The organism is Gelidibacter gilvus, from assembly GCF_004115975.1.
Lineage (GTDB): Bacteria > Bacteroidota > Bacteroidia > Flavobacteriales > Flavobacteriaceae > Gelidibacter > Gelidibacter gilvus.
Genome location: NZ_SDDZ01000011.1, coordinates 63,610 through 87,085 on the forward strand (window position 1 = coordinate 63,610; position 23,476 = coordinate 87,085).

The window sequence follows — 23,476 nt, forward strand, 5'->3', positions numbered from 1 at the left end:
GTAAACGGTTCTTAAATAATCTTTATGAATTTGCAATTGTCCACGTTACCTGATTTTTTTGGATCAGTTAGTAGTATAACGGATGTTCAAAGTAAATCAAATTCGTTCGAATGGCTATCAGGATTCATCAAATTTTCTTTAATTTATATCTATTTAGTGTTATACCAGCGGAGTTATATAAGTGATTTTTTGCGAAGCATATAACACCTCTTTCATTTTGTCAACATGTTGCTGAATGTCCTCTGCCTTTTCGCGATAGCTCGTTGCCATTTTTAAGTATCCTTTTTTGCCATTATCACTTTCCATTTTCTTCAATAGATTTCTACGCTCCTCCATAATGCGCAATGCAACCCACAAGGTTGACTCTAATATTTCACCTTGTTTGATCACCAAATCACTTTCTGAATAAGAATGTCCGATGTGGCACCGGTAACGATTTGTAATTCCTTTCTCCGCTTCAATGCTCCACAACCCACCACCGCAATCAGGGCAGGCATAAATGTCTTTCTCCGCAATTTGTTTGACACTTTCGTAATCCACCACTACCCTTTCAGCAATTTCAGATTCAATTATAATATCCTTCGGGGCAGGAATTTCTTCGGGTGTGGATTGCGTAATTTTAAAAATCACATCTCCTATATCGCTGAGCGAAATGCAATGATCCACCTCCATGTTATTGAGAACGGATAACGGCATATCAGGATATTCGGCTTCATTAGGGTCTTGCACGATGCAGGATCCACCACTTCTTTTAATAGCTAGCATGCCAGTGGTACCATCATCAAGTGAGCCGGTTAATACCACACCAATAACCCTTGTACTATAAGCGGCGGCGGCTGAACGGAACAAGACATCAATGGAAGGCCGCCAGCGGTTTTCTTCAGGACCGTGACCTAGAATAATTTTATTTTTTTTAACCAGCAGATGCGCATTAGGTGCACCAATGTAAATGTGACCCTTTTGTATTGCTGTATTTTCTTTAGCAACTTCACATAGTAAGGAGGTATGCGGTTGAAGACGATGAACTAAAAAATCGCTGATGCTTGTTTTTGACAAGTGCATTACAATAAACACTGCGGCATCTATTTTTACGTCCAACTGTGAAACAAATTCAATGAGGGCATTCATTCCGCCTGCTGAAGTGCCTACAACAATAATAAATTTTGGAGTTCTCATTTTTTGTAAGTTTAATTGTTAAAGATAGTTTCTTGCTCTGTCTTTTCCATTGTTAAAATAGAGCCTGTGGTCTGTATTATCTCCATGCACACAAAATTTTGAAAGCCCTCAATTTTATGCTATCGCTGAGGAAGATACGAAAACCAATATAAAAATAATAATTCCTATATTATATAGTTTTATTTAGTTAATGTGCTCAAACTACCTCATCACTATTTAAAAAAAACTTGACAAATAAAGCGAAATCCTGATATATCTGGACTAAATTTAAAAATATAAAGCATTGAGCTTATTTTTTTATTTTAGTGAAGGATAGCCCAAAATGGTTTATAGGGACCAGCTTTTTCTTAAAGAAAAATGAGAGGCACGTGGAAGTTAGGAGGTATAGCGAATTTATCTTTTTTCTCCTGCCTTTTTCAAAGCAATTATTAATTCTTCGGGCAATGGATAAATATCAGATAATTTTGTGAGAAAATAATCGGCTCCAAGTTTTTTGGTTAGTTCTTTATCTACTTTATATTCTGAAGTACTATAAATAATGACAGAAATATTTTTTAAGGTTTTATCTTTTTTCAATTCTATTAGACATTCCTTCCCATCCATCTTCGGCATGTTCAAATCGAGAAAAATAAAATCGGGTAGCTCCTCTCTCTTTCTGAGTTGTTGAAGCGCATCAACACCATTCTCAGCTTCTATGCATTCAAAGGATGGATTATATTTACGAATGGCACTGCGAAAAAAAAAACGGTCGTCTTTATCATCGTCCACAATCATTAAAAGTTTTTTATCTGAAAGCTCGTTTTTTTTAGACCCCATTTAAATTAATTTTATAATGTTTTATGTAAAACTACCTTTTTAAAGTTTGAGATGTATTACATTTTTTGCAAAATATATTACATAATTCACGTTTACAGTTTGTATCTGGTTTCTCACGAATGTTATACTATAGAGAGTTCTCTCGCCTAGAGAAGACTAAATCAGGAGAATAATTAACTAAACCACACGGAGTTTTAGTGGCAATAGGTAGCATTATTTTTGCCATTCTTCGTGCATACTTAAAAATAAGAATTTGCTTGTCCGCTATTGGTTCTTGCAAGGCCTAAGCACCTTCATCAAACGCTATCGTGTCTCCACTTACTATTTTATCCGTAGTTTTTTTAAGAGGTAATGTGAAGTAAAAAGAAGATCCCTCGCCCTCAATACTTTCCACCCAAATTTCGCCGCCATTTTTTTCTAAAAAACCCTTTACTAACAGCAATCCTATGCCCGCCCCTTTATTTTCTTTTCTTTCTGTTGCAAGCGCATTCATTTGCGGGGTAAAGAGTTTTTGCTGTATGTCTTTAGACATGCCAACTCCGGCGTCCTTAATTTCCACAATCATTTTACCCTCTGTTTTCTTCGCTGTAACCGTGATCATGCCTCCTTTATGGGAATGTTTTATGGCATTTGACACAATGTTTTGGAGTACAGAGAGTACCATTTTTCCATCAGCGAAAACATTCGTATTTTCTTCAATTTCCTGATGGAGGTTTATTGTATTGATTGAAGCGGTCTCCTTTAAAGTATCAAATACTTTTTTAACATATTTAGAAAGCTCAATTGTTTTGGGGGTAAATGTATCTGATGCGTATTTGATTCTTGCCCATTCCAACAAATAATCTAACATACTTAACTCATCGGTTGATTCTTTATGTAGAAGTTCAAGCATTTCTTTCGCTTCATCAGGTGGTATGGTTTCTATATTTGATTTGAGGTACTCTGCCGTTTGAATAATAGCTGCTAAGGGGCTTCTTAAATCGTGAGAAAGAATGGCAAGGATACTCTCTTTATGTATGTTCAGTTCTTCAAGTTCTTTTATATAGTTCTTTATGTCTTCTTCTGACTTCCTCCTATCAGTTAAATCCCGCAAGATTTTGACATAACCCAACAGTTTACCATCCACTCCTATTAGTGGAAAAACCAGGCCGTAAGCATAAAATACGCTTCCATCTTTGCAAATATGCCACCTATTGTCTACAGCTCTTCCCTCTTTCGTGGCGGTGTCAATTTCTTGTTTTGGAACGCCTTCTTTTTTATCTTCTTCCGTGAAAATTATTTCAAAAGGCTCCCCGACGGCTTCTTCTGTTTCATAACCAAATATTTTTACCGCACCGGCACTCCAACTGTTAATATTAAAATCTTCATCAAGGGTGAAAATTGAATAATCCTGTAAACTATTTATTATCTGACTGAAAAATTCTGCCGTAGGGACATATTGATTTTTTAGAACTTTAGCTACTGAATGGTCTTTTTCCATTTTATTTAATTGACTAAATTAATATTTTAATTCTCAACTGTAAAGGTAAGCAGTTTTTAAAAAGCAAGGATTTTACAATCGTTTTATTAAGAAACTAGTTATGGAGAGGATCATTCTGGACAGGTGGGATGGAAATGTAAAACAGAAAATAGTTTAAAAGAACTAACTGAATTTTCATCTACTAACATCTCAGGCAGTAGATGTCCATTTTATGCTACTCGTGCATAACTATTTAGCCCTTTATTAATCTAACCCAATTCAGACCAATGAAAAAAATATTATTATCATATGTGTTTGTGTTTCCCGTATTATGACAACGGATTATTCTGATTTAGCCGGGTTTAAGCGGACGAAACTTCAAAGCTGTAGATTGCAATGGAGTTTGCCTGCTTCCCCGATCTTTTCGAGAATGAGCATGCAAGTGTAATGGAAAACGGAAGCTTTGGAGTTGGGTCCAAGACTTTTTTAATGAAGCGCTTTGCCCGTAATGGAGCTTTTCGCGGAAAAGATTGGCAATGGGGTGAAAGGATTATGAATATAGCTTTTGTTGTTAGTAAGATTTAAAGCACACGTGACCTCAAAGCTGTACACTGCAACCGAGCTCGCCAGCATCCAGACTTTTTTCGGGAATGATCGAGGTTTGGCGAGATATCCGTGACAATGATGGATCAGTGCAGCATCTTGATTTCTTAACAGAGCATGAAAGGGATGTATTTAAAACCTATTCTGAAATTGATCAATTAGATTTAATATACCAAGCGGCCAACCGTCAAAATTATATTGATCAAGGCCAATCAGTAAATATTATTGTACATCCAGAAATGCCTGTTAAAGATATCAACAAAATTCACTTCACCGCGTGGAAACTCGGACTAAAATCTCTTTACTACCAACATAGCATGAATGTTGCCCAAAAGTTTGCCCAGAAAAAAGACTGTGTGAGTTGTGAAGCATAAAATTTGGAGTAGTATAGTTATTGAAGTTCCCAAATAAAAGAAAGAACAGGTCAAACCAATGTGTACCTGTTCTTTTTATTTTGTTGCATTCGTAGTCGAATTTGTCGCATGATGTTCACAAATTTGGCGCAATAATATATTTGTTTATTCCCAACACAGTGGAAAGAGTTAACATAACGGAAATCTGGTATTGGGGATTATGTGCAACCCTATTTTACTTAGGCGCTTTTCCCAAAATGTTATTTTTATTGCCATCCGACAGGCAAGCAATGAATGCATTGGAATGAGCTGAATAAATAATGTAACTAGTTATTTAATTATTAGAATTGTAGAATCAAAGTTAAAACTTTGATTGGTCTAAAAACTGAGCCAATCAATGAAGCATTTAATGATCGTTTAACTTCTATTATTAGATTTGTTCTTTTTAAAATAATAAAATCTCAGACCGGTAATAAATAGAATTATAGGGACAAACCCAGAGATAAAAACCAAAACTCTCCCCAGCGAGCCTGCAATTTCTCCAATATGAATCGGGTACATTTGTGATGATATTTGCTCACTAATAGGGTCGCTGTCGAAAGCCGTGACACTAATCACTTTATCATTTTGATCTAGTTTTAACTCCTTGGTTTTTCTAAGACCGGGACCGATAAACCTATCTTTTATATACCTAAATTGATGTGTATCATTTGGATCCTTGGGCAAGTAAATTGCACGAAGTGAATAATGATGGTCTGGGTTCTGCAATAAGTTTTTTAAATCCAAAGTAGAACCCGTCTTAATCATTTTTTGAGGTTTGGTGTTTTCGGTAAAGCCATTCATTAACTGGAACCCTGCTTTATAATAGATGGCATAGGTGAAATATGCTCCTGAAAAAGCCATTATAAGCAAGGGAAATAAAAAAAGAATACCTAGTGTTTTATGCACGTCGTAGTTAAACCTTTTTCTATTTCGTTTCCATTTAATTTTCACCCCTTTTATTAAATTCAATTTGTATTTTTTCCACCACAAAAAAAATCCAGAAGTTATGAGAAAAAGTAAAAATAATACGGTACTTCCTCCCATAATGTATTTGCCAACTTCAGGAATCCCTAGGGTGCGATGAATATTCAACAAATTCTCAAAAAATGATATGGACGCTGATTTTCGGCCTAAAACCCTTCCATCTTCTGGATGATAATAAAGCGTTTTACCATTATTATAGACAATAGAAATAGTCTGCTGCTCTCGATAAGGAAGAAATATCTTAGCTACAGTATCTTTTTGATTTTCATAGAGTACTAACGATGTTTTTAAAAGTACGTCTTCAGAAATAGTATTGAGAGCATCTACCTTCAGTAATTTTGGGTTTAAGGCCGACGTTATCTCTGGTTGCCATACATACAAAGAACCAGTGAGCCCTGAAATAGAGACCAATATACCGCATGACAATCCTAAATAAAGGTGTATTTTCTTAACTATTTTTATGAAAGGCTTCAAGTAATAAATTTAATTGTGAAGGAATCTATTGTTTGGGCATTGATGTGCAGGAATAAAGGCGACCACCATATTTAAAAATTGTAAGTTACACCAAGACGAGCGTTAGCTCCTTCGCCTGCTACGGTAAAGGACCTTAAGGGAGCCGCCCATTGAGATCTTGCGGGCAAATAGTATGCGTTCAATAGGTTATTTATACCTAAAGAAATATCAATGTTGGGTTTTATTTCGAAGGTAGTTGATAGGTTGACCACAGTATATCCTTTTACTGGAAATTCAGTATGTCTGAATGCAAAATTACCTTCTGCGTCCTGAAACGGATCAAACCGCTTTCGATCTCCTAAATTAAGCACTCTCAAGGAAGCACTTATCTTTTCTATTGGTTTCCAAGTAATATGCGCTGTTAATTTAGGCGCAGAAATAACATCGCCACCAACATAACTTAAATTATTTTCATCTCCTGTAGCGTTTTTTAGTCCTTCTACATAAGAATAAGATGCTCCAAGAAACAATTTATTATTGGGGAAAGTATAATCTATAGCAACCTCTCCACCAAATATTTTCTGCGGTTGTTCGGAAGGTATAAATGTATTTAACTCATCACTAAATACAACTCCTGTTCCTAAATTTGAGGTACTATAGTATCCTACAGCCTCTAAGCGAAGGTTGTTGAATTTAGAAATTAATCCGAATTCATAATTATTGGTAACAGCTGGTTCAAGTTGAATATTGTTTATATTCTCAGCTATCGCAGATCTTAATATTGACCCTAAATCAGCAATGGAAAACCCTTGTGAATAACTGATATATGGAATAAATTCCTGACGTTCAATATATCTTAGACCCAAATTAAACGCGAGGTTTTTGAATGCTAACTCTCCTCCTTGAACTGAAACCGAAGGATTAAAATTACCATCTCCTTTGGGTGAATAAGGAAGGGTATTATAGTCTACAATATCCATTTTTAAATCATCATAGCGTATGCCGCCTTTAAACACCCACTTTTTATTTAATTTCAAGGTCGTTTGTAAATAAGGCGCTACGCTCATCAGTTCAATATTTGGCACCCATAGCCTGCCATCTAACAAGCCTTGATTAGTTCTGTCCCTTAATAGATCCAGACCATATATAAGTGAGATATCAACCCCGTCATACGGATTGATTCGCGTATTAAAATTAGGCCGTAAGCCATATTTTTCTGAATTGATAACAGATTGCCCACCATTTTCGAATTTATCTGAATAAAAGAAAATACTCTTAGCTTTAGAATAATATAGGTCGGATTCAAAATCTGTCGTCCCTGAAAAGATTGAGTTTAAATTATATTTTAGTCTTCCATTTATCAATTGAGAACCTGTAGGTTGCTCTCCAGGGACTGACCCCTTTACGCCATAGCCTGATTGCAAAGCGTAATCCCCTTCTTTATTAAAGACCTGCACATCTGCAAAAACTGGAATAAAAGGAGAATCCTGAAGCGACTTATAAAGATTTCCATTAATTGTTAACTTTTGATTTTCAGAGAGCAAATATTCCAGTTTGCCATATGTGCTATAAATAGTTGTGTTGTCAAAACCATAAGTGGGAAGCAAAGGGGTCCCTTCTGCATCATATTTATTTCCTGAATGCTCTACACTTCCACTTACATAATAATTGAAATTATTGAGGTGTCCAGTAAAAGATTGATAAACCCCGTAGCCCAGCGCATCTTCTGTATCAGAAATTTGGGAAGTTCCCCATATTTCAGTCGTTCCGCTCATTTTCTCTGCGATGTTCGGGCTTTTAGTAATATAGTTGATAAAGCCGCCATTTCCTCCATTACCAAATATAGAAGTTGCTCCCTTTATAACTTCAACTCTACTGACGTCATTGGGATTAATACTTTTAATTCCCAGTTGGCCATTTCGCAGAGGGGTTGATTGAGGAATTCCATCTACCATTACCAATAAGGATCTACCTCTTAAAGTTTGCCCCCAATTTGAGGAAGTTCCAGTACTCACGGCAAGTCCAGGAACAGTAAAAGCTAAGATTTCATTAATATTGGATGATAATTTGGTGAATTCTTTGAGTGCTGCTGAATTTACAACCGTGATAGAAGCAGGGATTTCAGAAAGATATTCAGGATTACGACTTGCAGAAATTACTACCTCATCCAGACTACCGTAGTCTTCCTTTAATGTCGTACTATAAATTTCTATATCATTAGATCCAAATGCTATCTTTTCTTGTTTGGTTTGATATCCTAACATTCTTACTGTTATAGTATAGGTTCCTTCGGGAATATCCTTCAAAGTATAGAACCCTTCAAAATTGGTAATGGTTCCTTTTTGTAATTCCTCCAAATATATTGTAGCTCCGGTAATAGGTTCTTGTAAATCACTTTTTATGACACCCTTTAATTCTGATTGAGAAAATGTAGTCATGATAAATAGCAGCCAAGCTGACAAAATAAAATATTTCATTATTCTTATTTAGATTAATTAAAAATAGAAGGCAAATATAAATTTTAAATGGAATAGCACCAACAAAAATTTGTTTTTTATTTTCTACATTTAGGTTTTTGAATACTTGACAATTTAACCCAATAGACATGACTCAATATGGTTTTTTGAATATGGTCCAGCTTTAGTGGGGGAAAATGAGAGAGGCTATATTGTAGAAATGTTTGAAGTTGTGCCCAAGATCTTTGTAATGAAGTGCTTTTACCAAAATGTTGTTATATTTCAGGAATATAGAGAGGTGGACTGCTTGGGTAGTGAAAATTATCACTCTTGTAACGCAGATTTAAAGCGGACTTGACTTCAAACACGTAGATGTTTGAAGTCAAGTTAAAGTAGATTCGAGTCTTAAGCCTATTTCTGCCACTATTCGCCTTTCTTTTCTCTATATTGTATAAATTAATTTAACAAACCCCGAGCCTTAACTTAAGTCAAAAGCCCACAGATTTAATAAATTACCCATGCAAATCCATGCAGGAAACAAAGACCTCTAAATCATTTTAAAGTCGTTGTTATTAATGCCACTAAAGTGGAAAGCATACACCCCGTAATTTTCAGGAACTCAAACCGATCCACAATTTTATTTACTTAACTTCCACCAAATTTTTCAAAAACGTAAATATTGATTGAGAATGGGGAGTATTTAATGCTTATTATGTTAGTATAATAAGTACCTTTGAGCTCCCTCAAATCATAGATTCAAATTTAACTTAAGACTTCATTCATACAATATTGGAGTTTTATCAATTAAATTACTATTCATTAATCCATCAGATTTGTGCAACCTACAATTCTTCGATATAAAGAATTAAACAACAACAAATGGATAAAAAACAGACTTCAGAGAAACTTTTCATTGTCAACAAAGAACTCGCTCATCAAAATGAGGAAAACACAAATCGTGTTGTCGAATTTATCGATGTTAACAGAACTGTTGAGGCGTTGGAAAAGTTGATAAAAGCTGCTAAAAAAATATTTTATAAATAATTCGGTCCAAATCCTGCCGATAGATAATTATAAAATGAACAATGCAGAGTTGACAATTTCATACTTTCATTTTTAGTAGCCGCGAGTGAACCAACCCACATCTAAATAAGCTTAAAAAATCCTACAGATTGAAAACTAAATTTAAAATACTTCACCTTGAAGACATCCCTGCCAATGCTGATTTAGTGGACAGAGAATTAAGAAAAGGAAACATTCAACTTGAGAAATTGGTTGTTGACAATAAAGTTGCTTTTGAGAATGCGCTCAAAGAATTCACACCAGACATCATCATCTCCGGAGACACACTTGCTTCCTTTGATTCAACGGAGGCAATAAAGATAGTTAAACAAAAAGCAATAAAAATCCCTTTCATACTTGTTACAGCAACTAATTCAGACGAATATGCCGTTGAAGTATTGAAAGCAGGGGCTGATGATTATATTCTCAAAGATCGCTTACATTGTTTGCCACAGGCAGTACTAAAAGCTGTGGAGAAATTTAGCCTAGAAAAAGAACGAGAGCGACTGATTTGTAACCATGCACATCTTACTGCTATCGTTAATGCTTCTAATGATGCCATTATTAGCAAAACACTGGATGGAATAATTACCAGTTGGAACATAGGCGCAGAAAAGCTTTTTGGTTATTCAGAGACAGAAACTATTGGTAAAGACATTTCTCTCATTATTCCACCTGATTGTTTTCCAGAAGAAGCGGAATTTATGGAAACCATTAAAAGTGGTGGATCTGTACAGCATTTTGAAACCGTAAGACTTACAAAAAATGGAACACAAGTGAATGTTTCACTTACACTCTCTCCTCTTAAAGACGGCAACAAAAATGTTTTTGGAGCAGCTAAGATAGTTCATGATATTACTGACAGAAAGAACGCAGAAAAAATCATAAATGAAAACAAGGAGAAATATCATTCACTTTTTAAAAACAGTATGGATGGTATCCTTCTTACAGTAACTGACGGAAAAATACTTGAGGCTAATCCTGCTGCCTGTACTATTTTTAAAATGAGTGAGGAAGAAATTTGTAAAGCTGGTAGATTTGGATTAGTGGATAACACAGACCCTCGGGTGGCTGCAGCTGTTGAAGAAAGACAGCGAACTGGTAAAGTGAAAGCTGAACTTACCCTAATTCGTGGAAATGGGGAGCGATTTCTTGGGGAGCTAACATCTGTTATTTATAATATTGCGAATGGTGAGCAAAGAACATCAATGATCGTTCGGGATATAAGTAAAAAAAAACATGCAGAACAACTGCTAAAAGAAAGTGAGCAATTCAATAGGGAAATACTTGCATCGCTACAATCGCACATTATTGTTGCAGATCATAGAGGACATATTATAACAGTCAACAAGGCATGGGATGATTTTTCAAAAACCAATGGTGTAGACATAGTCAAAGGAGTCTCTACCGGCAGCAACTATATCGAGGTTTGCGAAAAATCAATGGCTGAGGGAGATCTTATAGCGGGGCAAATATTACAGGGCATTCAATCGGTATTCAATAAGGAAGTAGCAACCTTTGAACTTGAATATCCGTGCCATTCATTAACTGAGCAACGATGGTTCAATCTCTCTGTCACGAAATTTAGTGAAGATGATTCTAAAGTAGTGATATCACATCATGATATTACCAAAAGAAAGATCGCTGAAAATAGCCTTAACGATACTTCAGACGCGCTTCAAAAAACACTTTCTGAACTACATAAGATACTCGATTTTTCGTTAGATGTTATTTGTACAATTAATGCTGACGGGGAATTTGTAAATGTCAGCGCTGCATCAAAACAGGTTTGGGGCTACACACCGGAAGAGCTCATTGGTACGAAATATATAAATTTGGTAAATGGTGCAGATGTTGCCATGACTTCCAACGCGGCTGAAAAAATTTTTAACGGCGTTCAGATTCCACTATTTGAAAATAGGTATGTGCACAAAAATGGTAAAGTAGTTCCATTACTTTGGTCAATAAATTATGATAAAAACCTTCAGATGACGTTTTGCATTGCAAAAGATGTCACTGAGAAAAAAAGTCTGGAAAAAGCCATAAAAAATGAAAGGGATCAGTTTTACGATATGTTTTCAAAAACTCCCTCAGCAATTGGCATGTTGAAAGGTGCTAATCATGTATTTGAAATGGTTAATCCTCATTATCTACAAATGATTGGCAAAGTAGATATTATAGGTAAAACAGTGGCCGAAGTGCTTCCAGAAATCATTGAACAAGGATTCATTAGCACGTTAGATCATGTTTACCAAACAGGTGAAACAAATAGCGGTACTGAGAAATTAGTTAAGATAGATAAACTGGAAAACGGCGAAATGACCGATGTATTTATAAACTTCGTTTATCAGGCCTATAGAAATGGCGAGGGAGAGATAGAAGGCGTTTTCTTTTTTATGAATGACATCACAGAACACATACTATCTCGAAAAAAAATAGAAAATAGTGAGAAACAATACCGCCAGATTGTAGAAACGGCACAGGAGGGAATTTGGCTGATTGACGAAAACAGCAGGACAACTTTCGTAAATAAAAAGATGTGTGAGATCCTTGAATACACTGAAGAAGAATTGATAGGCAAAAAGAATTCTTATTATATGGATGCCAAAGGAAAGGAAAAAGCTGGGGTTGCTTTGGAGAGAAGAAAAAGGGGAATAGCCGAAAACATGGAATTTGGTTTTATTTCTAAACATGGAAAACATGTACTTACTAAGGTGTCAGCCAATCCTATTCTTGATGAACTTGGAAATTTTAAAGGATCATTGGGAATGGTTTCAGATATTACCGAGAAGAAACATTTAGAAGACCTTTTAGAAAAATCAAACAGGCTTGCGGCAGTTGGCAGCTGGGAAATTGATGTCGTAAAAGGAACTGTTTTTTGGTCAGACATAACAAAAGAGATACGTGAGGTGGATAAAGATTATGTTCCGATATTAGGTGAAGGAATTAGTTATTTTAAAGGTATCCACAAAGACATAATTAGCCAAAAAGTTCAGGAATGCAAAGAAAAAGGCACTCCGTGGGATGAAGAATTGCAGATTATCACTTTTAAAGGGAACCAAAAATGGGTGCGTACCATCGGTGAATCAGAATTTATAAATGGGATATGCATAAGGATACATGGCAGTTTCCAGGATATTGATAAACTCAAAAATGCAGAGATAAAAACTAAGGAAAGTGAGCGCAAGCACCGTAAACTTACTTCCGATTTAAAGATAGAAAGAAAACGTCTCGTAACTGCACAGTCCGTAGCCAAAGTAGGCAGTTGGGAAACAGATTTGAAAACTTTTCAAGTAAATTGGTCCGACGAAACACATCGTATTTTTGGATCCAATCCTGAAAAATTTGAAGCATCCCATTCAGCTTTCATGAATTTTATTCATCCTGAAGACAGAAAGAAAGTAAATGCGGCCTTTGAGTCTTCACTCGAGAAAAGCGGTTCTAATACAATGGAACACCGGATCATCACCTCGCAGGGCATAGAAAAATGGGTGGAAGAAAACTGGTCAGTAACAAATGATGAAAGGGGTGCTCCTTTGATTGCAGCCGGTACTTGTCAGGATATTACGGAAAGTAAAAAAGCAGCCGATAAAGTCATCAGAAACGAAGCAAAGCTAAAAGTTGCGCAGCACGTAGCTCGTGTGGGGAGTTATGAAATTGATATGATAACCACAGAACACAGCTGGTCTGATGAATTTTATAGCATTTTAGGAATTGATGAAAATATAATACCTTCTCGTGGAGTCTTTGTTTCATTTATTCACCCCGATGACAGAGCTATGGCTGTAAACACTATGGAGGAAGCTCTCTCTATATATACAAATTCATCATTTCAGTTCCGCTTCATAAGAACAAATGGTGAAACAGGATACGCATCATCGGAATGGAAGATTGAGTTTGACTCATATCGAAAACCTCTTTACCTTCATGGTATATTAAGAGACCTCACAAAAGAAAAACAAGCAGAGAGCGAACGACTCAAAATGATTTCTGATATTGTTCAACGCAATAACGATCTCGAGCAATTTTCATATATCGTTTCGCACAATCTCCGGGCACCTACAGCGAATATTATAGGTTTCGCAGAAATATTACAGGAAGAAACCATCACCCCGAAGGAACAAAAAGAACTTCTGCAAGGGCTGTCAGCATCCGTAGCAGGACTTGACACTATCATCAAAGATATCAACACTATCTTACAGAGTAAGCGTGAAGTCCACGAGAAAAAGGAAATCATCATCTTTTCAAAACTTGTAAACGATATCATGCTAAGTATAGGCACTCTTGTTGTAAAACATCGTGTACGCATCATAACCGACTTTTCAGATATAGACGAAATTTATTCACTCAAGGTGTACATATTTAGTATCTTCTATAACCTCATAAGCAATAGCATTAAATACGGCAGACCAGAAGAACCACCATGCATCGAAATAAATAGTAAAAAAGAGAATGAAAGAATAATCCTTACTTTTAAAGACAACGGATTAGGGATTGACATGGACAAAAAAGGCGATAAAATTTTCGGGCTTTACAATCGCTTCCATTCGCATGTTGAAGGAAAAGGCATGGGTTTGTTCATGGTGAAAACACAAGTAGAAGCACTCGGTGGAAAAATAGCTATTGAAAGCGAACCCAATAAAGGAACAAAATTTACAATAGCGTTTGAAATTTAAATCTGAAACGAAATGACCCAAACAGCAAGAAGGTTCATTCTAGTTGATGATGATCCGCTAAACAATTTCCTAACAAAAATGATCCTAAAAAAAACGTTTGGAGAAGTACTCGTTAATGACTTTACTGTTCCTGAAGACGGATTGGAATTTCTAAAATTTGAAACAGAAAAGAACGCTACCAATAGGAAAACAACACTCTTTCTCGACATCAATATGCCTACCCTATCAGGATGGGAGTTTCTTGAAGCGTTTGAGCGTTTGGACGCATCAATAAAAGAGCAATATACTATTTACATTCTCTCATCGTCTGTTAACCTTAACGACATAGACTTCGCGCAGACAAATCCACTTGTTTCAGATTTTATAGAAAAACCACTCAATAAAGCCAAGCTTATTAAGATACTTGGGTAATGGAAAGATAATTCCCACTCCTGTCCCCCCTTTCCCCCATTCCTCAAAGTGCTCCTATTATTAAAGCATTCGCAAAGACGGCCATGACATGTAAATACTACGGCCTGTTGCAAGTTTGATACAAATGTAAATCACTATGAGTAAATATCTGTGATTATACAATCGTTGCCCCCCCCCCGTAGGAAGAGTAGAACGCCATCATGTAGATTGAAGGACATTGAATCGCATTCACAGGATTTTTATTGGCCAACGGAAGTTGTGTTTATCATTAACTAGACTGCATTCAAAATAAAACTTATTTTAGTCTATATTAAAATAGTTTCTACAGCTGGTATAGCCGGTAGGTTAAAAAGTTGCGTAATTCCTTTTGGCCTTTTCTAGAAAAGTTGATTTGACACCTACTAAATCTGTGAGCTTCCATTCTTTATACCGCCCTCTAAATTCACAAGCGCTCTTCCAAATCTGTTTTGTTCCAATATTTTAATCGCTAATTTACTGCGGACTCCAGATTGACAAAGTACCAACAACTTCTTATTATCTGGTATTTCATGGCATCTTTCAGGTAATTCATCCAATGGAATATGAATGCTTTTGATGTAATTTGCATCTCGCTCCGTTTGGGTTCTTACATCGAGTAGGTTATAACTTGATGAGTGTTTCTCATATTCCTGAAAACTGATTTCTTTAATATTTATGGGGATACCGCAAAATGCTTGGTAATCGTCTTCCAAAGATGTAATGCAAGTGGACATATTCTTTTCAATAAAAAACAGCGTCTGCTTTAAGGAAAGTGCATTAAACGTTAATAATTGCCCTGACACTATATGTCCCAGGCCTAAGATAATTTTTAGGACTTCATTGGCCTGTAAACTCCCAATAATACCTGGTAGGATACCTAGAACCCCAATTTCTGAGCAATTTGGAACTGCGTTTGGTTTTGGTGGTGTTGGATATAAACAGCGATAGGTTGGCCCATTTTCAAAGTTGAACACGGATACTTGCCCCTCAAACTTGTGAATAGATCCGAAGACTACAGGTTTACCCAGCAATACCGCAGCATCATTGATTAAGTACCGCGAAGGGAAATTATCCGTTCCATCCACTATAATATCGTAGGCTGCTAATAATTCAAGAGCATTGTCTTTTGTTAATCTTGATTGATACGCATTACATTGGATATACGGATTTAACTCTTGCAATCGTTCAACAGCAGCAGCTGCTTTACATTTGCCAAGATCCTTATGGGTGTAGATAATTTGACGCTGAAGGTTTGATTGTTCAACAATGTCATCGTCTACTATGCCAATAGTACCCACGCCTGCTGCTGACAAATATTGTAAAACAGGACAACTAAGTCCACCGGCACCTATTACAAGAACCTTTGCCTGTTTTAGTTTTAGTTGTCCAGCTATTCCTACCTCGTCAAGACGTAAATGTCTGCTGTATTGTTCTAGTTCTGCTGCTATTAATTCCATTTCAAACTGATTTTGAAAGTGTTTCATCCCAATCTTTCCAAACAACTTCATACCCTTGAGATTGTATCATTTGTTTGATGTCTTCAGTACTCCGTTCATCGGAAATCTCAAACTGTTCTAATGATTCTGGAGCAACAGCGTATCCGCCAGGGTTGGTTTTAGACTCAGCACTTATTGAGGTTATTCCGAGCTTGATGATATTGTCTCTGAATTTTGCGCTCTCACGTGTAGACATGGACAATTCTACATCTTCATCCAACAAACGATATGCACAAATTAATTGCACAAGATCGGCATCTGTCATTTCAACTTTAGGTTGCACGTCGCCCTCATGTGGCCGTAGTCTTGGAAATGATATGGAATATTTTGTCTTCCAATAGGTCTTCTGTAAATATTTTAAATGTAATGCGGTATAAAAACTATCAACCCTCCAGTCTTCCAGACCAAACAAAGCGCCGATTCCAATTTTATGAACTCCAGCTTTCCCTAACCGATCAGGAGTATCCATCCTATAATCAAAATTTGATTTTTTACCTTTTGGATGATGTACTTTATAGGTTGCTTTATGATAGGTTTCTTGATATACCAAAACCGCGTACAGACCTTCTTCAATAAGAGTTTCATAGTCTTCTTGATCTAAAGGTTGCACTTCGATACTTATGTTGGAGAAATGTTCTCTAATTAAACAGATGGCATTTTTTAAATATGAAACACCAACCGTGCTATTGGCTTCGCCCGTAACTAAAAGAATATGGTCATAACCCAAGCGTTTAATGTGGGCTACTTCTTCAAGAATTTCTTTATCTGAAAGCGTCTTCCTCCTAATTTTATTGGTCATACTAAACCCACAGTACGTACAAATATTTTGACACTCATTGGAAAGATACATGGGGAGATACATTTGGATGGTATTCCCAAAACGTTTTTTTGTAAGCGCATTGCTACGTTGTGCCATTTGTTCAATAAAAGGTTTAGCAGCAGGAGAGATCAATACTTTGAAGTCTTCCAACGTGATCTTATCTTTCAATAATACCTGTTGAACGTCATTTGAGGTAACATTATAGATTTCTTGTTCTACTGTATCCCAATCGTGTAAATCGAAAATGTTTTTAAAACTATGCATTCAAAAAGGATGTTAATGGACTGCTTGCTTCTGCATATTGTTTTTTAGAGGCCAGTTTTGCTTTGTAGGCCATTCTACCCGCCTGTACGGCCAATTTAAAGGCGATACCCATTTGTACTGGGTTTTGACTGACGGCGATAGCGGTATTTACCAAAACGGCATCAGCACCCAATTCCATAGCATAAGCAGCATGAGATGGTGCTCCAATGCCTGCATCTACTATCACTGGCACATTGCTTTGTGCTATAATAATTTCTAAAAAATCCTTAGTTTTAATCCCTTTGTTACTACCTATTGGGGCGCCCAAAGGCATCACGCACTGTACCCCAACATCTTCTAGTCGCTTACACAACACAGGATCTGCATGGATATAAGGCATGACCACAAAACCTAATTTTACCAACTCTTCAGCTGCTTTTAATGTTTCAATTGGATCGGGCAATAAATATTTAGGATCTGGATGAATTTCTAATTTTATCCAATTAGTACCTAAGGCTTCTCTGGCCAATTGCGCAGCAAAGACAGCTTCTTTAGCTGTTCTTACACCAGATGTATTTGGCAAGATATTCATGTGTTTTTCTTTGAGATGAACCAATATGTCGTCAGACTTATTATCCAGTTCTACTCTTTTTAAGGCAACGGTAACTAATTCGCTTTCCGACCCAATAATGGCCTCTTGCATTAACTGGGAACTACTGAATTTGCCCGTCCCGGTAAATAATCTGGAATGGAACGTTTTATCGTCGATTTTTAATAAATCTGTCATATTATCAATTTTGATTTAATTTACAAGCTTCTTCATTTAGCTGCGAGGAGCCTAAAAGCTGCTGGAACAACTTAATTTTGTTAAAGTCATTTGTGATTTCCCCAGATACGGCAATTCCATAGACCCCTGTTTTCAAAATTTCAGGAACATCATTTAGAGTAATTCCACCAATGGCAATAATGCGGATTTTTGGGTTAAGCGCTTTAAAGAGGAATTCATATCCATCCAATCCCAAAATAGGACCTAAATTTTGTTTTGTATGGGTAAATTTAAAAGGTCCCAATCCTATATAATCCACTTTTTGGTCTATAAGAATTTTACAATCTTGAATGCTATTTGCAGTACCTCCAATAATTTGCCAACTGTATAAGTGTTTTTTAGCTTCCAAAGGGCAGGCATCTGTTTGTCCCAAATGCACTCCATCAGCTTTTACCGCTTTAGCTATTTCATAGTGATCATTTATTATCAAACGGGTTTGATAATTATGAGTAATTTCTCTGGCTTTTTCTGCTGTTTTTAGCAGCGTAGCATTGTCAAAGTTTTTAAGACGCAACTGTACCCAATCAGCTCCTGATCTACAAGCATTTTCGATAGTATCTAAATGATCGTCTGGACTATCGCCTTGTGATATATACTGTAATTTCGATATCATTCTTATAGCGTTTTATGGTGAATTCCTAATAGTGAGGCGTGAGAATTCAAAAACCGTTCTGTATAGATTTTAGCATTTCTACAAGCATCTTCCAATTCAATACTTAGAGAAATATTGCTGGCCAAAGAGCTGGACAATACACATCCACTTCCATGTTTTTGATAGACCTCAACTATATTAGGAGCTAAGCTTATAACCACAACGCTACTATGGTACAATTCATCCCATCCTTTTTTATCTGCTCTATGGCCACCTTTTAGGTAGATACTTGTTAACTTACTGATATGGTTAAGCGTTTCTTCAATATTCATATCAGGATATAAATTCTGAATTTCATCATAATTAGGCGTTATGATATAACAGTGTTTCCAAATATTATCCAGCAAATTCTGGGCTTCATTTAAATGAAAATCAAACCCTGCACTTGCAGTAAGTATGGGGTCTAAAATGATTTTTATTTCAGGGCTTAAGACATGCAGTTTTTCTAAAATGACGAGCAATGTTTGCCAAGATTCAATAATTCCGATTTTTACTACCTTGATTTCAAACTGTTCAAAGAGGATTTCAATTTGATCTACAATAGTATCTGTAGATATCCAAGTACAGGATTTAAATTTAACATCATTTTGAACTGTGATCGCTGTACATACTGACAGTCCATACAGCCCATGAGCTTCAAATGTTTTTATATCTGAAGTGATTCCCGCACCGCCACTAGGGTCGTGTCCTGCAATGGTTAGTATGTATTTGTGTTTACTCAAAATGATAATTTCATCTCTTTAAAAGCCTCTACAGGTTTATTGTTGTTCCAAATTCCTCCTAATACACCTATACCTTTATAACCTAAAGTTTTAAAAGACGTGATGTTTTTTGAAGTGACACCGCCCATTCCGATGATGGTTTTATCAATATGATTCACATCAAAACCACGACCTTTATATCCCTCTTTTGATAGCGATGTAAACACCGGACTTAGCAAATGATAATCAAATTCGAAATAGCAATCTTCTATATCTATAGGTTCATGAAAAGAGGAGCTGATTGTTTTACCGTACATCGCCAAGTTTTTAAAATATTGTCCTGGATTGTCTATATTTTCTATTCTTTTTTGTTCTTGAAAGTGAATGCCTTTTAAATTGAATTCATTTATTAATTCGTGAAAGCTGTGTACCACAATTCGGTCATGGTATTTCTTATCTATTGCATTTAAATACGACACGTGTTCTTCGTAATTTTTAAATGGTTTTCTCAGATGGTAGTATATTAACCCTTCTTCAAATAATTGATGGAGAATTTTTATTTCGTGAGCTATATCTTCCTCCGGAGCTATTAGAATTATCATAAATTATTATTTGTGTGATTAATAGGTTGCTGAACTAAGTTCTACATGACGTTTGTCTTAATTTAGGGATTGTAGTGGCATCCTTTTGCCTTTTCGACAAAAGATACAACGGAAAGCCCGACCACGCCTTTTTTAAAGCGTGAGAACTTCCAAATTATTTATAAATACACCTCTGACCCTTTATCTCTAAATTCTTGAGATTTTTCCTCCATCCCTTTTTGGATAACCTCATTTTCCACAATATCATTTTTAGCTGCAAAGGCTCGCACCTCGTGGGAGATTTTCATGGAACAGAATTTGGGGCCACACATAGAACAAAAGTGGGCTAATTTTGCGCCCTCTGCAGGTAAAGTTTCGTCATGGTATTCTAGCGCGCGCTCAGGGTCGAGACCTAAATTAAATTGGTCTTCCCATCGAAATTCAAAACGGGCCATACTCAACGCATTATCCCTATGCTGCGCACCTGGATGCCCTTTTGCCAAATCAGCAGCATGCGCCGCTATTTTATAGGTGATCACGCCTACACGCACATCTTCTTTATTAGGTAATCCTAGATGTTCCTTTGGAGTAACGTAACATAACATGGCACACCCAAACCAACCAATCATGGCAGCACCAATGCCTGACGTAATGTGGTCGTAACCTGGAGCAATATCAGTAGTCAGTGGGCCTAAAGTATAAAAAGGCGCTTCGTCACAGACTTCAATTTGCTTCTCCATATTTTCTTTGATCATATGCATTGGCACGTGACCCGGGCCTTCAATAAAGCACTGTACTTCATGTTTACGGGCTATTTTTGTTAATTCTCCCAAGGTTTCCAATTCAGCAAACTGGGCTTCATCGTTCGCATCTGCAATAGAGCCTGGACGTAAACCATCACCTAATGAGAACGCAACGTCGTATTTTTTTAAAATTTCACAGATATCCTCGAAATGGGTGTATAAAAAACTTTCCTTATGATGCGCCAAACACCATTTTGCCATTATAGAACCTCCTCTGGAAACGATTCCTGTAACACGATTAGCGGTCATGGGCACATAACGCAATAACACTCCGGCATGGATGGTAAAATAATCAACTCCTTGTTCCGCTTGCTCAATTAAGGTATCGCGAAAAATTTCCCAGGTTAAATCTTCGGCAATGCCGTTTACTTTTTCTAAGGCCTGGTAAATTGGCACTGTTCCCACGGGTACTGGGGAGTTACGAATAATCCACTCCCGGGTTTCATGAATATTTTGACCAGTGGATAAGTCCATAATATTGTCAGCCCCCCATCTACAGGCCCAAACTGCTTTTTCAACTTCTTCTTCAATGGAGGATGTTGTAGCAGAATTGCCAATATTAGCATTTATTTTCACCAAGAAATTTCTACCCAAAATCATTGGTTCGGCTTCTGAGTGATTGATGTTAGATGGAATGACGGCACGGCCTCTGGCAACTTCATCACGCACAAATTCTGGTGTGATTTTAGAAGGAATAGAGGCTCCAAAGTGTTCTCCTTTATGTTGCTTTCTAATTTCGGTCATTTCATCAATTCGTTGGTTTTCACGAATGGCGATATATTCCATTTCTGGCGTAATAATTCCCTTTTTTGCATAATGTAATTGTGTTACATTTTCTCCCTCTTTTGCGCGTAACGGTTTTTTAAGCAAAGAAAACCGCATATGATCTAGGCTTTTGTTGTTTAAACGCTGTTTGGAATAGTCTGAAGAGAACGCCTCTAATTGATCTACATTATTTCTATCTAAAATCCATTGTTCGCGGATTCTTTCAATACCCTGATGTATATCAACAATTTTGTTAGGGTCTGTATAAGGGCCAGAAGTGTCATAAACAGTTACCGGTTCGTTGGAGGTTATTTTTCCTGTTATAGAATCCTTCGTATCACTTAAAGATATTTCACGCATCCCAACTTTGATGTACGGGTGGATTTTACCTGTTACGTAGATTTTTTTAGAATTTGGAAAAGGCTGTCTTGTGATTGTCCCTTCTTTTGGTGCGGTGTCCTTATTTTTCATTTGGAATGCTATTAAGTAAATAAATTAGTATGGAATGAAGTTATTACCCTCCTTGAGTGGCCTGAATGATCAAAACATGGTCGGCGTCTAATAATGTTTTAGACTTCCATGAATTCTTAGAAATGATGGTATTATTAACTGCAACAGCTATACCCTCTTGAGGCGAGTTAAGGTGTATAAGTAATTGAAGGATGTTGAAATCGTTATTGATTTCTATAGCGTTCTCGTTAACCCATAATTTGATCATAGTACAGTATATTTATAAATATGCTGTAAAATTTAAAAGGTTTGAGAAAGTAGTTTGAAATGAAAGTACAGCCTTAGATAGCGTACAATTATAAAAAGTTACCACACATTTAGGAGTGTGTTTTGTTACTTTTCCCTTCGCTGGTACTAACCGGATCAGGTTCAAAGGGTTTTTCTCAGTTCTAAATATTTAGAACACCCCTAAAGTTTACAAGACAAACTTAATGAAATATTTACTCCTACCAAATTATTGTACTTTATTTATCTTGGCATTAAGGATGATTGGAATATCGAACAAGGAAGCCAATAGGGAACTAATTCTTACAATCTCCTACTTGGGATTGACCTATCTGTTGTCATTTCTTTAAAGGCATAATCAATGCGATTAATAAAATCGAATATTGATTAATTTTAACCTTATCATAATCTTCCTATCCATTACCTACTCTCAATAAAATATACATTTGTTGAAAACAGCTGTATATGAAAAACAACTACATAAACCTTTCAAATGAGACACTTCAGAACCTATTAAAATATGGCGATAAAGACGTTTTTGATACAATTTATAATCGTTTTTGGAAATCTCTTTATGGTTATGCTTACAGTTTGTATAATGAGGAAGAAATTTGCGAAGATATCGTTCAAGACGTTTTTATTAGTCTATGGGAAAAATCCAAAACTATAGACTTAACAAATATAGAAGCCTATCTCTTTAGGGCTATAAAGTATAAATTGGCTTCACATATTAGAGGTCTAAAATTTATTTCCAACCAATTAATTACTGACCAAAAGACCCCTCAATTAGAATCGTCTGAAAGAAACATAGAATATAAAGAGTTTGAAAAGAACTTACTTTCAGAAATTGATAAACTCACCCCAAAATGCAAAAGCGTTTTTCTACTTAGTAGATTTGAATTTTTATCAAACAACGAAATTGCTATAAAACTTGATATCTCTGTGCGCACTGTTGAAAAACATATCAGCGACGCAATAAGAAAATTAAAATCCACCATACATCTCAATTAAATTCTTCCTAGGTTATCGCAATGTTTCTTTTATGCAAAATACAGCGTTGCAATTTTAAGAAATCATTAACCTCACTTTCTTCACTACGTGTCAACCTCTAAAAATGCGACTTCTTATAAAACGAGATCATTCTGAAAGAAGAAAATTTTATTCCCTTAGCTAAAAACTGCACAATTATTACTGTCACTATAAAAAGACCAGTTGAATCTTTTAGTGCAGTCATATTCCCTATGAAGTGAAATTTTCAGAAACAGCGTCAACAGATCTTGAGAAATGAATGCATCTTAAATCTGAAACTGTTTTACGCCAATTGAAGAATGAACACCAAAAACAT

The 23,476-nt window shown here is 36.2% G+C and carries 17 protein-coding genes, 1 pseudogene and 1 riboswitch; of the genes and pseudogenes, 5 read left to right on the forward strand and 13 right to left on the reverse strand.

The features are described from left to right. Positions 1–159 precede the first annotated feature (159 nt). The 3 genes from ESZ48_RS15145 to ESZ48_RS15155 form a co-directional block, all read right to left on the reverse strand. The gene (locus ESZ48_RS15145; protein ID WP_129018349.1) at positions 160–1,176 is read right to left on the reverse strand and encodes a chemotaxis protein CheB; all 1,017 of its coding nucleotides are present in this window, start codon (positions 1,174–1,176) and stop codon (positions 160–162) included. A 393-nt stretch (positions 1,177–1,569) separates the two neighbouring features. Continuing rightward, positions 1,570–1,992, reverse strand: coding sequence for a response regulator (locus ESZ48_RS15150; RefSeq protein ID WP_223266474.1), 423 nt, complete (start codon positions 1,990–1,992; stop codon positions 1,570–1,572). Between the two features lie 283 nt (positions 1,993–2,275). Then, entirely contained in the window at positions 2,276–3,472 is a 1,197-nt protein-coding gene (locus ESZ48_RS15155) for a PAS domain-containing sensor histidine kinase (RefSeq protein ID WP_129018350.1), read from the reverse strand. Positions 3,473–4,107: 635 nt separating this feature from the next. On the opposite strand from ESZ48_RS15155, the pseudogene ESZ48_RS15160 reads away from it, so the two are divergent. Further along, a pseudogene (locus ESZ48_RS15160) lies at positions 4,108–4,428 on the forward strand (ribonucleoside-diphosphate reductase subunit alpha); the annotation flags it as partial. A 396-nt stretch (positions 4,429–4,824) separates the two neighbouring features. Here the strand turns inward: ESZ48_RS15160 and ESZ48_RS15165 are convergent. Together ESZ48_RS15165 and ESZ48_RS15170 are read right to left on the reverse strand one after the other, a co-directional pair. Beyond that, positions 4,825–5,907, reverse strand: coding sequence for a PepSY-associated TM helix domain-containing protein (locus ESZ48_RS15165; protein ID WP_129018351.1), 1,083 nt, complete (start codon positions 5,905–5,907; stop codon positions 4,825–4,827). A 71-nt stretch (positions 5,908–5,978) separates the two neighbouring features. After that, positions 5,979–8,363 carry a TonB-dependent receptor gene (locus ESZ48_RS15170; protein ID WP_129018352.1) on the reverse strand — a complete coding sequence of 795 codons (2,385 nt, stop codon included), beginning with the start codon at positions 8,361–8,363 and terminating at the stop codon, positions 5,979–5,981. Positions 8,364–9,221: 858 nt separating this feature from the next. Here ESZ48_RS15170 and ESZ48_RS19370 point away from each other — a divergent pair. The 3 genes from ESZ48_RS19370 to ESZ48_RS15180 all read left to right on the forward strand — a co-directional run bounded on the left by ESZ48_RS19370 (position 9,222) and on the right by ESZ48_RS15180 (position 14,491). Continuing rightward, positions 9,222–9,386 carry a hypothetical protein gene (locus ESZ48_RS19370; RefSeq protein ID WP_190246279.1) on the forward strand — a complete coding sequence of 55 codons (165 nt, stop codon included), beginning with the start codon at positions 9,222–9,224 and terminating at the stop codon, positions 9,384–9,386. 128 nt (positions 9,387–9,514) lie between these two features. After that, the gene (locus ESZ48_RS15175) at positions 9,515–14,080 is read left to right on the forward strand and encodes a PAS domain S-box protein (RefSeq protein WP_129018353.1); all 4,566 of its coding nucleotides are present in this window, start codon (positions 9,515–9,517) and stop codon (positions 14,078–14,080) included. 12 nt (positions 14,081–14,092) lie between these two features. Then, positions 14,093–14,491, forward strand: a complete 399-nt coding sequence (locus ESZ48_RS15180) for a response regulator (protein WP_129018354.1) — start codon at positions 14,093–14,095, stop codon at positions 14,489–14,491. A gap of 401 nt (positions 14,492–14,892) precedes the next feature. Here ESZ48_RS15180 and ESZ48_RS15185 read toward each other — a convergent pair whose 3' ends face one another. The 8 genes from ESZ48_RS15185 to thiS all read right to left on the reverse strand — a co-directional run bounded on the left by ESZ48_RS15185 (position 14,893) and on the right by thiS (position 22,114). After that, complete coding sequence (locus ESZ48_RS15185) at positions 14,893–16,017, reverse strand: ThiF family adenylyltransferase (protein ID WP_317127994.1); 1,125 nt, start codon at positions 16,015–16,017, stop codon at positions 14,893–14,895. Beyond that, positions 15,968–17,089 carry a 2-iminoacetate synthase ThiH gene (gene thiH / locus ESZ48_RS15190; RefSeq protein WP_129018355.1) on the reverse strand — a complete coding sequence of 374 codons (1,122 nt, stop codon included), beginning with the start codon at positions 17,087–17,089 and terminating at the stop codon, positions 15,968–15,970. The genes ESZ48_RS15185 and thiH overlap by 50 nt, the downstream gene beginning before the upstream one ends. Then, entirely contained in the window at positions 17,082–17,855 is a 774-nt protein-coding gene (locus tag ESZ48_RS15195; protein WP_129018356.1) for a thiazole synthase, read from the reverse strand. The genes thiH and ESZ48_RS15195 overlap by 8 nt, the downstream gene beginning before the upstream one ends. Before the next feature lie 4 nt (positions 17,856–17,859). Next, complete coding sequence (gene thiE / locus ESZ48_RS15200; RefSeq protein ID WP_129018357.1) at positions 17,860–18,507, reverse strand: thiamine phosphate synthase; 648 nt, start codon at positions 18,505–18,507, stop codon at positions 17,860–17,862. A 2-nt stretch (positions 18,508–18,509) separates the two neighbouring features. Then, positions 18,510–19,268, reverse strand: coding sequence for a hydroxymethylpyrimidine/phosphomethylpyrimidine kinase (locus ESZ48_RS15205; protein ID WP_129018358.1), 759 nt, complete (start codon positions 19,266–19,268; stop codon positions 18,510–18,512). Then, on the reverse strand, positions 19,265–19,849 hold the full coding sequence (locus ESZ48_RS15210; RefSeq protein ID WP_129018359.1) for a thiamine phosphate synthase: 585 nt from the start codon (positions 19,847–19,849) through the stop codon (positions 19,265–19,267). Before ESZ48_RS15210 ends, ESZ48_RS15205 begins: the two co-directional genes overlap by 4 nt. Positions 19,850–20,007: 158 nt before the next feature. Further along, complete coding sequence (thiC, locus tag ESZ48_RS15215; RefSeq protein ID WP_129018360.1) at positions 20,008–21,867, reverse strand: phosphomethylpyrimidine synthase ThiC; 1,860 nt, start codon at positions 21,865–21,867, stop codon at positions 20,008–20,010. A gap of 43 nt (positions 21,868–21,910) precedes the next feature. After that, entirely contained in the window at positions 21,911–22,114 is a 204-nt protein-coding gene (gene thiS / locus ESZ48_RS15220; protein ID WP_129018361.1) for a sulfur carrier protein ThiS, read from the reverse strand. Between the two features lie 115 nt (positions 22,115–22,229). After that, a riboswitch (TPP riboswitch) is annotated at positions 22,230–22,326 on the reverse strand. A 270-nt stretch (positions 22,327–22,596) separates the two neighbouring features. Between thiS and ESZ48_RS15225 the strand changes: the two genes are divergently transcribed. Then, complete coding sequence (locus ESZ48_RS15225; protein ID WP_129018362.1) at positions 22,597–23,142, forward strand: RNA polymerase sigma factor; 546 nt, start codon at positions 22,597–22,599, stop codon at positions 23,140–23,142. Positions 23,143–23,476: the final 334 nt, after the last annotated feature.

Excerpts from the sequence above, each read along its gene's own strand:
- ESZ48_RS15150 (WP_223266474.1), bottom strand. The coding sequence starts at position 1,992 with ATGGGGTCTAAAAAAAACGAGCTTTCAGATAAAAAACTTTTAATGATT.
- thiH (WP_129018355.1), bottom strand. The coding sequence starts at position 17,089 with ATGCATAGTTTTAAAAACATTTTCGATTTACACGATTGGGATACAGTA.
- ESZ48_RS15195 (WP_129018356.1), bottom strand. The coding sequence starts at position 17,855 with ATGACAGATTTATTAAAAATCGACGATAAAACGTTCCATTCCAGATTA.
- thiE (WP_129018357.1), bottom strand. The coding sequence starts at position 18,507 with ATGATATCGAAATTACAGTATATATCACAAGGCGATAGTCCAGACGAT.
- ESZ48_RS15145 (WP_129018349.1), bottom strand. The coding sequence starts at position 1,176 with ATGAGAACTCCAAAATTTATTATTGTTGTAGGCACTTCAGCAGGCGGA.
- ESZ48_RS15170 (WP_129018352.1), bottom strand. The coding sequence starts at position 8,363 with ATGAAATATTTTATTTTGTCAGCTTGGCTGCTATTTATCATGACTACA.
- ESZ48_RS15185 (WP_317127994.1), bottom strand. The coding sequence starts at position 16,017 with ATGAAGTTGTTTGGAAAGATTGGGATGAAACACTTTCAAAATCAGTTT.
- ESZ48_RS15180 (WP_129018354.1), top strand. The coding sequence starts at position 14,093 with ATGACCCAAACAGCAAGAAGGTTCATTCTAGTTGATGATGATCCGCTA.
- ESZ48_RS15210 (WP_129018359.1), bottom strand. The coding sequence starts at position 19,849 with ATGATAATTCTAATAGCTCCGGAGGAAGATATAGCTCACGAAATAAAA.
- ESZ48_RS15155 (WP_129018350.1), bottom strand. The coding sequence starts at position 3,472 with ATGGAAAAAGACCATTCAGTAGCTAAAGTTCTAAAAAATCAATATGTC.
- ESZ48_RS19370 (WP_190246279.1), top strand. The coding sequence starts at position 9,222 with ATGGATAAAAAACAGACTTCAGAGAAACTTTTCATTGTCAACAAAGAA.
- thiC (WP_129018360.1), bottom strand. The coding sequence starts at position 21,867 with ATGAAAAATAAGGACACCGCACCAAAAGAAGGGACAATCACAAGACAG.
- ESZ48_RS15225 (WP_129018362.1), top strand. The coding sequence starts at position 22,597 with ATGAAAAACAACTACATAAACCTTTCAAATGAGACACTTCAGAACCTA.
- thiS (WP_129018361.1), bottom strand. The coding sequence starts at position 22,114 with ATGATCAAATTATGGGTTAACGAGAACGCTATAGAAATCAATAACGAT.